The sequence below is a fragment of the Streptomyces sp. DvalAA-14 genome (assembly GCF_900091855.1).
Classification (GTDB): Bacteria; Actinomycetota; Actinomycetes; order Streptomycetales; family Streptomycetaceae; genus Actinacidiphila.
In genome coordinates this window covers 1-8,184 of sequence record NZ_FMCH01000421.1, presented here as the reverse complement: position 1 = coordinate 8,184, position 8,184 = coordinate 1, and the positions used below count along the sequence as shown (strand labels likewise).

The window sequence follows — 8,184 nt, the reverse complement described above, 5'->3', positions numbered from 1 at the left end:
ACGGTAGCCGTGGCACCGGTTGCCGCCCGGGCTCCGGCCGCCAGGCGGCGCGCCACCGAGGACGAGCGCCGCCGGACTTCGCCGGCCGTTGGGGTCGGCGGGGCCGGCGGGGCAGCGGGCCGGCGGTTGCGGGAGCCGCCGTCACGGCGGGTACCGTGGCCACGAAGCGATCCCTCGGACAAGCTGACAGGTGAGATCCCATGCCGCTCGGTGCCCTCCGCCCCAGCCCGCTCGTGGAGCAGGCCGCCGAGCAGCTGCGCGAGCAGATCACCAGTGGACAGTGGCCCGTCGGCACCAAACTCCCGGGCGAGACCACGCTCGCGGCCTCCCTGGGCGTGGGCCGCTCCACCGTGCGGGAGGCGTTGCGGGCGCTGGCCGGCGCCGGTCTGGTCCGGGCCCGGCAGGGCGCGGGAGTGTTCGTCACGGCGGACCGGCCGGACGAGGAGTGGCCGGCCCGGCTGCGGCGGGCCGCGCTGGCCGACATCTACGAGGTGCGGGCCGTACTGGAGGTGCAGGCCGCGCGGCTGGCCGCGGACCGCCGGACCCCCGAGGACGTCGCGGCACTCGACGCGGCGCTCGCGGCCCGCGCCGTGGCGGCCCGCGCGGGCGGAGCGGCCTTCATCGACGCCGACATCGCCCTGCACACAGCGGTGGTCGCCGCGGCCCACAACCCGGTACTGACCGACGTGTTCGGCCAGTTCATCCCCCGGCTGCGGGAGGGCCTGCTCGATCTGCTGGACCTGATGGACGTGTCCGGGCACGACGCCGAGCACGGCGAGGCGGCGCACCGGGCGCTGGTCGAGGCGGTGACGACCGGTGACCCCGACCGGGCGGGTGAGGTGCTGCGGGCCGAACTGCGGTCCACCCAGCAGCATGTGCGGGCGGGCGACGCGGCGGTGCGGGAAGCAGGCGACGCCGCGGTGCGGGAAGCGGGCGACGCGCCGGGCGGCGGGACGCCGTGAACGCCCTGCTCCCCCGGCCGCGCAGAGACGTCGCACCCGGCGCGGTCCACCTGCCCGGCTGGCTTTCCCTCGACGAGCAGCGGGAGTTGGTCGTCGCCTGCCGGCAGTGGGCGGTCGGGCCGGTGCCGATGCGGCACACCCGGCTGCCGCGCGGCGGCGTGATGTCGGTCCGGACGGTGTGCGTGGGCTGGCACTGGCGGCCGTACGCCTACGAGCGGGTGGCCACCGATGTGAACGGCGCCCGGGTGGCCGCTTTCCCGGACTGGCTGGGCGCGTTGGGCCGTCGCGCGGTCGCCGACGCGTGGCGCGATCCGGCCGCGGGCGAGGCGTACGCACCGGACACCGCGCTGGTGAACTTCTACCAGGGCCGGGCCACGATGGGCATGCATCAGGACAAGGACGAGAAGTCCGCTGCCCCGGTGGTGTCGTTGAGCATCGGCGACACGTGTGTCTTCCGCTTCGGCCACCCGGAGGGACGCGGCAGGCCGTACACCGACGTGGAGTTGGAGTCCGGCGACCTGTTCGTCTTCGGCGGGCCTTCGCGCTTCGCCTACCACGGGGTGCCGAAGGTGCGGCCCGGCACGGGTGAGCCGGCCACCGGGCTGTCCGGCGGCCGGCTCAATGTGACCCTGCGGGTCACCGGTCTGGAGTGAGGCGGAGCGCAGGCCGGTCGGTAAGCGCGACGGATCCGGGCCCTCTGTTGCCCGCCGGTCGTCACCGGCGGCCACGGGTCGACACCGCCGCGTGGCCGCCGATATGACGCTCCGTCAGATGCCGCTCAGGCGCGTTCGGTCGCCAGCGCGGCCATCTCCTGGTCCACTGCCTGCTGGTGCAGATCCGCGTCCTCGCGTGCCTTCTTGGGGCTCCAGCGGCCGGCCATCAGGAAGACGAACGGCAGGAAGAGCACCTGGCCGCCGACGCAGATCCACCACCAGTCGCGCCACTGCCCGGGGCCGTCGTGTGCGGCCTTCTGCACCTTGGCCCCGTACTTGGTGAGCACCGCGAGCTGCGGCCCCGCCTTCTGCACCACGGCCAGGTCGGCGGGCCCGACCTCCTGCATCGCCTGCGCGCCGAGCGCGGCGGGAGCCTTGCCGGGCGGGAACTTGCCCAGCTCCGCGAAGAGTTGCTGGTGGGCGTTGACGATGGCCAGTGCGGGGGCGGCCTGCTTCTGCGCGGCCGTCACCTGTGTTCCGTGGTCCACCAGCGGGGTCACCGAGGTGACCAGCACCGGGATGAAGGCGGCCGAGACCGCGACCACGATCCGGATGGTCCAGCCCCACACCGCCAGGCCGGTGGCGGTCGCGGCCGGATTGTGCTTCTCCACCGTCTCGGTGAAGCTCGCCATCCACGGCCCGTAGGCGACCCCGCTGAAGACACCGATACCGACGAACAGCCAGGCGAAGGTGTAGTAATCGGTGGTCGGATGGGTCGCGCGGGTGGCGAAGATCGCGGTCATCACGATCGACCCGACCGCGCCGACGATCATGAAGGGCTTGCGTACCTTGATCCGGTCCGACAGCAGCCCGACCACCACCAGGGCGATCGCGTTGGCGGCCCAGTACCAGTTCGCCACCGCGTTGGCCCGCTGCTCGCTGTAGCCGTAGGTGGTGGCGAAGTAGACCACGAAGTTGCCGACGGCCGCGAAGTAGAGCAGCAGGAAGAGGGCGATGGCCAGCGCGGAGCCGGTCACGTCCAGCCGCAGCATCTGCCGCCATTCGCCGCGCCGGGCGGCGACCGGGTCGATGCCCTTGGCCCGCGCCTCGACCAGCGCGCGGTCCCGCAGGCTCACCATGATCTGGTCCCGCAGCCGCGGCGACAACTCCCGCAGCGCGAAGATCGCCACCACGAAGACGATGAAGCCGGCGATCGCCGAGTAGCGCAGCTCGTCCTGCCAACTGGAGCTGTCCAGGGTGCTGCTGGTGACGCTCGTGACCACCAGGCTGCCGACGACCGGGCCCATCGTCCAGGCGCCCATCGCGGTGGCCCGGCCCAACTGTGGTGAGAAGTCCCTGATCAGAGCTGGTGTGGCGACCAGCACGATGCCCTCGATAAAGCTGACCAGGGCGAACAGGACCAGGTAGGTCGCCTTGCTGCCGGCGTTCGGCAGGCCGAAGAAGACCAGCAGCGCGGCGATCAGCAGCCCGTAGACCACCATGTTCGCCCGGCCCCAGCGGTCGGCGAGTCCGGCGATCAGCGAGGCGAAGGCGCCGACCGCGTTGCCGATCACCGAGACCCACACGAAGTAGCGGTAGGTCATGCCGAAGTGCGTGATGATCGAGGTGGCCACCGCGTACTGGATGTAAAGCATGTAGTAGAGCACGACCGTGGTGAGCACCACGATCGCGAGATAGGCCATCCGGCGCCCAGTGGCCGGGTATTCGGCCAGGTCGCGGCGGTAGAGCCGGGAGAGCGCGGTACGGGCGCCGGTGCTGGCCGGGGCCCCCGGCCCGGGTCTGTCGGCGTCGAAGGACGTCGGGGTGGCGGACATGCGGCCCCTCCTGAGATACGGGAAACCGGTTCGATGACCTCGGAAGAGCCAGGACGCCGATGACGGTCCTGTGTCCGAGTTGGGCAGAGGTTAGTACCGACCAGTCGGTATGCCTAGGGGGTACGCACGAGGTGATTCCCCGGCACGAGGCCGGCGGGCCCTGTACGGGACCCGCCGGCGCGGCACAAGGAGGTGGGAGCGGGGTGGTCAGGAGGGGGTGCAGCTGAGCGCGGGTACGGTGAACGGGCCGGCGGCGGTGCCCTGGAAGCCGAAGCCGGCGGTGCCGGACGGGGTCAGGGCGCCGTTGTAGGAGAGGTTGGCGGCGGTGACCGAAGCACCGGTCTGCCGGATGTCCGCGTTCCAGCCGCTCGTCTCCTGCTGGCCGCCCGGCCAGGTCCAGCCGACCGTCCAGCCGGCGACGGCCGAGGCGCCGGTGTTGGTGACCGTGACGGTCGCGGTGAAACCGGTGCTCCACTGGTTGTCGATGTGGAGGCTCGCGGCGCAGCTCTTGCCGCCGGTGCCACCGGTGCTACCCCCCGTCGTGCCGCCGGTCGTGCTTCCGCCGCCGGTACTTCCGCCGCCGGTGTCGCCGCCGCTGAAGGCCGGCGCCTTGATGTCGGCGAGGTAGGCGTCCTTGGCGGTGTTCACCGTCGTCCAGTCGTCGTTCAGGATGCCGCCGGTGTCCCCGGAGTTGGGGTTCCAGGACCAGAACGTCCACTGGAAGCTGTCGGCGCCGTAGGTGCCGGTCGGCCGCAGATACTGCACCAGGGTGCGCAACCAGATCTGGTCGGTGGTGGATTGCAGCGTGGTGCCGAACTCGCCGACCCAGACCGGCGCGATGTTCTGGTTGAACAGATAGCCCCAGTTCTTGTCCCAGATCGCCGACATGTTCGCGGGGAAGGTCGGGTCGCTGAACCACGGCTGCTGGGCGACGCTGGTGGCGTACTCGTGCGCCGAGTAGACCACCCGGTGGGCCACGTCGAGCTCCACCGGATACGCCCCCGCGCCCTGCAGGTTGCCGCCCCACCAGGTGGAGCCGCCGTTGAAGCTCTGCACGCCCTCCACGAAGATCAGCAAGTCGGGGTTGACCCCGAGCACCGCGTCGCCGGCCCGCTCGGCGGCCAGCCGCCAGTCGGTGGTGGTGTCACCGCAGCCCCAGCACGCGGGATCATGCGGCTCGTTGTGCAGATCGATGCCGATCACCGCGGTGTTTCCCCGGTAGCGGGTGGCGAGCGCCTTGAGATCGGCGATCCAGGTCGACTCGGGCACCGACGCGGTGTACCAGAGCGCCGACTGCCCACTGGAGTCCGGACGGTGCCGGTCCAGGATCACCCGCATCCCGACCGCACCGGCGTAGCCGACGATCTTGTCCATCACGCCGAGCGAGTCCAGGCCGGCCAGATCGGCGTTCATCCCGCTGGAGTAGTTGATGCCGGAGGGCTGGGTGCCCTTGAAGATGTCGTCGCTGTAGGGCAGCCGGATGGTGTTGTAGCCGAGCGACTTCATCTGGTCGATCATGCTCTTGTAGTCGCGCGTCCAGAGGCCGTGGGCCACGTAGTTGGTCGTCTCGAAGCCGAACCAGTTGATGCCCGCGATGCGCACCGGCTGGTTGTTCGCGTCCAGGATCTGCCGGCCGCTGGTGTGCCAGTAGCCGCTGCCCGCGGCGGCGGGCGCGGCGGCGGGCGCGGCGGCGGCCGGGTTGGCCGCGGGCGATGCCGAGGCCGCCGGCTGTCCGGCCAGGGAGAGCAGCGCGATCAGTGCGGCCGCGACGAGGGCGGCCAGCAGCGCCTGCGGCCTGTTCGGCCGCTTCAGGTGTCTCAGGGCTGTCGGGAACGTCGGGCCGGTCGGCTGGGCCAAGCCGGTCGGCGCGGTTGAGCCGGTCGGACCCGGCGCACTTGCCGGGGGGTTCGGTGAGCCTGGACGGGAGAACACGTGGCGATTCCTCTCGGTGGGGGGACGGAACGCTTCGGTGCGGGGTGGGACATGGGCGGGGCATCGTGGCGCACGCGTGGGGGCGTGGCACGGCAGGGCGCGGTCGGCCGGAGGCGTCGCACCCAATGATGCGTGGGAGCGCTCCCAAGCACTCCTCCATGGAGCCCCGCGATACGGTCGGCGTCAAGGGCCAGGACCGTGCCCGTCGTGGCAAGCACCCCGGAATCAAGCGCAGTTGCCCGCCCGGCCGCTCCGCGAGAGGCCATTTCCGGCTATCGGTTAGGCTTGCCTAAGTACGATCAGCGATCGACAGAACGGGGCACCCATGGCCGACCGACCGCAGCGCAGGAACCGTACGCCGAAGCACGCCACCGTCGTGCGCACCGAGCGGCTCACCCCGCACATGATCCGGGTGGTGCTGGCCGTCGATCCGGCGTCCGCGCTGGAGATCGGCGCCCACACCGACCACTACGTCAAGCTGCTCTTCCCGCCCGAGGGCGTCACCTACCCCGAGCCGCTGGACATCGAGGCGATCCGCCGCGACCTCCCGAGCGAGCAGTGGCCGCGGACCCGTACGTACACGGTGCGGGCCTGGGACGAGGCGTCCCGCGAACTGACCGTGGACTTCGTCCACCACGGCGACGAGGGGCTCGCCGGGCCCTGGGCCGCGGCGGCCCGCCCCGGCGAGAGCGTCCACTTCATGGGTCCCGGTGGGGGTTACGCCCCCGACCCGACGGCCGACTGGCACCTGCTGGCGGGCGACGAGAGCGCACTGCCGGCGATCGCCGCCGCGCTGGAGCAACTGCCGCCGGGCGCCCCCGCGAAGGTCTTCGTCGAGGTCGCCGGCCTCGACGAGGAGCAGAAGCTGCCCACCGCGGGCGAGGCGGACATCGTCTGGCTGCACCGCGGCGGCGGCCCGATCGGCGCGGCCCTGGTCGAAGCGGTGACCGCCCTCGATTTCCCAGCCGGCGACGTCCAGGTCTTCGTCCACGGCGAGGCCGGCTTCGTCAAGGAACTGCGCCGCCATCTCCGGCTGGACCGGGCGGTGCCGCGCGAGCGCCTCTCCATCTCGGGCTACTGGCGCCGGGGCGCCGACGAGGACGGCTGGCAGGCGTCCAAGCGGGAGTGGAACGACGAGGTGGAGCGCGAACAGGAACGCTGACTGCTGCCCGCTGCCACCGGCTGCTGCTGACGGCTTCCGCCGCGGACCGGACAACCCGGCCGCCGCGGGATGTGGAGGTCGGAGGCCCCCGCGGGACCGTGAGGAGTTCGGCCCGCGGCCGACACGGGCGTGTCATCGCGGTGAAACACCGGGTACCTAATTTCTGTCGCCCGACAGGAATTCGTGACAGGGGACCCGGCCATGAGCGTCAGCGCGCCTTCCGACATCCGCCCCGACCCGCCCGACGGGCCCAGCGGCGAGGACACCGCCGCCCTGGCCGGCTTCGGCTACCGCCAGGAACTCCACCGCAGCCTGGGCCGTTACGCCTCCTTCGCGGCCGGCTTCTCCTTCATCTCCGTCCTCACCACCGTCTTCCAGTTCTTCGCCTTCGGCTACTCCTTCGGCGGCGCGCGCTTCTTCTGGACCTGGCCCGCGGTGCTCATCGGCCAACTGCTCGTCGCCGCCTGCTTCGCCGAACTCGCCGCCCGCTACCCGATCTCCGGCGCCGTCTACCAGTGGTCGAGCCGGCTCAGCAACAAGGTCTTCGGTTGGTACGCGGGCTGGATCATGGTCCTCGGCCAGATCGTGGTGGTGGCCGCGGCGGCACTGGCCCTCCAAGTGGTCCTGCCCGCGGTGTGGTCCGGCTTCCAGATGATCGGTACGGACACCTCACCGGTCTCGTCGGACGGCGCGGCCAACGCGGCGGTGCTGGGCATCGCGCTGCTCGTCGTCACCACCGCGGTCAACCTGCTCGACAACCGGGTGATGTCCCTGGTGAACCGGATCGGGGTCAGCGCGGAGATCCTCGGCGCGCTGCTGATCATCGTGCTGCTCTTCACGCACGCCGACCGGACTCCCTCGGTCACCGTGCACGGCGGCGGCGGTGCCTCCGCGCTCTTCGTCGGCTCCTTCGCCGCGGCCTACGTCATGATCGGCTTCGACAGCGCGGGAGAGATGAGCGAGGAGACCCGCCATCCGCGCCGGGTCGCCCCCCGGACGATCCTGTCCGCCCTCACCGCGGCCGGTGTGCTGGCCTCCCTGCTCGTCCTCGCCGCCCTGCTGGCCGCCCCCAGCCTCACCGACGGCCGCCTGGGCACCGAGGGCCTGTCCTACGTGCTCACCAGCCGGCTCGGTGACGGCCTCGGTCGGGTGCTGCTCTGCGACGTGGCCCTGGCGGTGGCCGTCGCCACGCTCGCCATCCAGACCTCGGCGACGCGCATGCTCTTCTCCATGGCCCGCGACGAGGCCCTCCCCTTCTCCCGCACCCTCGCCCGCGTCTCGCCGCGCACCGGCCAACCCCGGTCCCCGCACTGGCGGTGGGCGTCTTGTCGGCCGCTCTCCTGCTGCTCAGCTTCTCCTCCCCCGAGGCGTGGCTGGCCATCGGCACGACGTGCATCGTCATGCTCTACCTCGCGTACGCCATGGTCACCGGCCCCCAGCTGCTGCGCCGCCTGCGCGGCGAACTCCCCGCCGGCACCGACGAATTGGGCAACGCCGCCTTCTCGCTGGGCCGTTGGGGCATCCCGGTCAACGCGCTGGCCCTCCTCTACGGCCTCGCCATGACCGTCAACCTGGCCTGGCCGCGTGCGGCGGTCTACGACCCCTCGGGCGGGCACTGGTATTTCCAGTGGTTCACCCTC

Annotated in this window: 5 protein-coding genes and 1 pseudogene; 4 read left to right on the top strand and 2 right to left on the bottom strand. The window is 71.8% G+C overall.

What is annotated here, in order from left to right; all coding sequences use genetic code 11:
- Positions 1–200: 200 nt before the first annotated feature.
- On the top strand, positions 201–962 hold the full coding sequence (locus GA0115240_RS22495) for a FadR/GntR family transcriptional regulator (protein ID WP_093739009.1): 762 nt from the start codon (positions 201–203) through the stop codon (positions 960–962).
- Positions 959–1,615 carry an alpha-ketoglutarate-dependent dioxygenase AlkB family protein gene (locus GA0115240_RS22490; RefSeq protein ID WP_093739007.1) on the top strand — a complete coding sequence of 219 codons (657 nt, stop codon included), beginning with the start codon at positions 959–961 and terminating at the stop codon, positions 1,613–1,615. The genes GA0115240_RS22495 and GA0115240_RS22490 overlap by 4 nt, the downstream gene beginning before the upstream one ends.
- 125 nt (positions 1,616–1,740) lie before the next feature.
- Here GA0115240_RS22490 and GA0115240_RS22485 read toward each other — a convergent pair whose 3' ends face one another.
- The gene (locus GA0115240_RS22485) at positions 1,741–3,450 is read right to left on the bottom strand and encodes an MFS transporter (RefSeq protein WP_093739005.1); all 1,710 of its coding nucleotides are present in this window, start codon (positions 3,448–3,450) and stop codon (positions 1,741–1,743) included.
- Positions 3,451–3,657: 207 nt separating this feature from the next.
- Positions 3,658–5,235 (bottom strand): cellulase family glycosylhydrolase, encoded by a 1,578-nt coding sequence (locus GA0115240_RS22480; RefSeq protein ID WP_093739011.1) that lies wholly within the window; start codon positions 5,233–5,235, stop codon positions 3,658–3,660.
- Between the two features lie 472 nt (positions 5,236–5,707).
- Between GA0115240_RS22480 and GA0115240_RS22475 the strand changes: the two genes are divergently transcribed.
- Complete coding sequence (locus tag GA0115240_RS22475) at positions 5,708–6,544, top strand: siderophore-interacting protein (RefSeq protein ID WP_093739003.1); 837 nt, start codon at positions 5,708–5,710, stop codon at positions 6,542–6,544.
- Positions 6,545–6,745: 201 nt separating this feature from the next.
- Positions 6,746–8,184, top strand: a pseudogene (locus GA0115240_RS22470) (amino acid permease); the annotation flags it as partial.

Excerpts from the sequence above, each read along its gene's own strand:
- GA0115240_RS22495 (WP_093739009.1), top strand. The coding sequence starts at position 201 with ATGCCGCTCGGTGCCCTCCGCCCCAGCCCGCTCGTGGAGCAGGCCGCC.
- GA0115240_RS22485 (WP_093739005.1), bottom strand. The coding sequence starts at position 3,450 with ATGTCCGCCACCCCGACGTCCTTCGACGCCGACAGACCCGGGCCGGGG.
- GA0115240_RS22475 (WP_093739003.1), top strand. The coding sequence starts at position 5,708 with ATGGCCGACCGACCGCAGCGCAGGAACCGTACGCCGAAGCACGCCACC.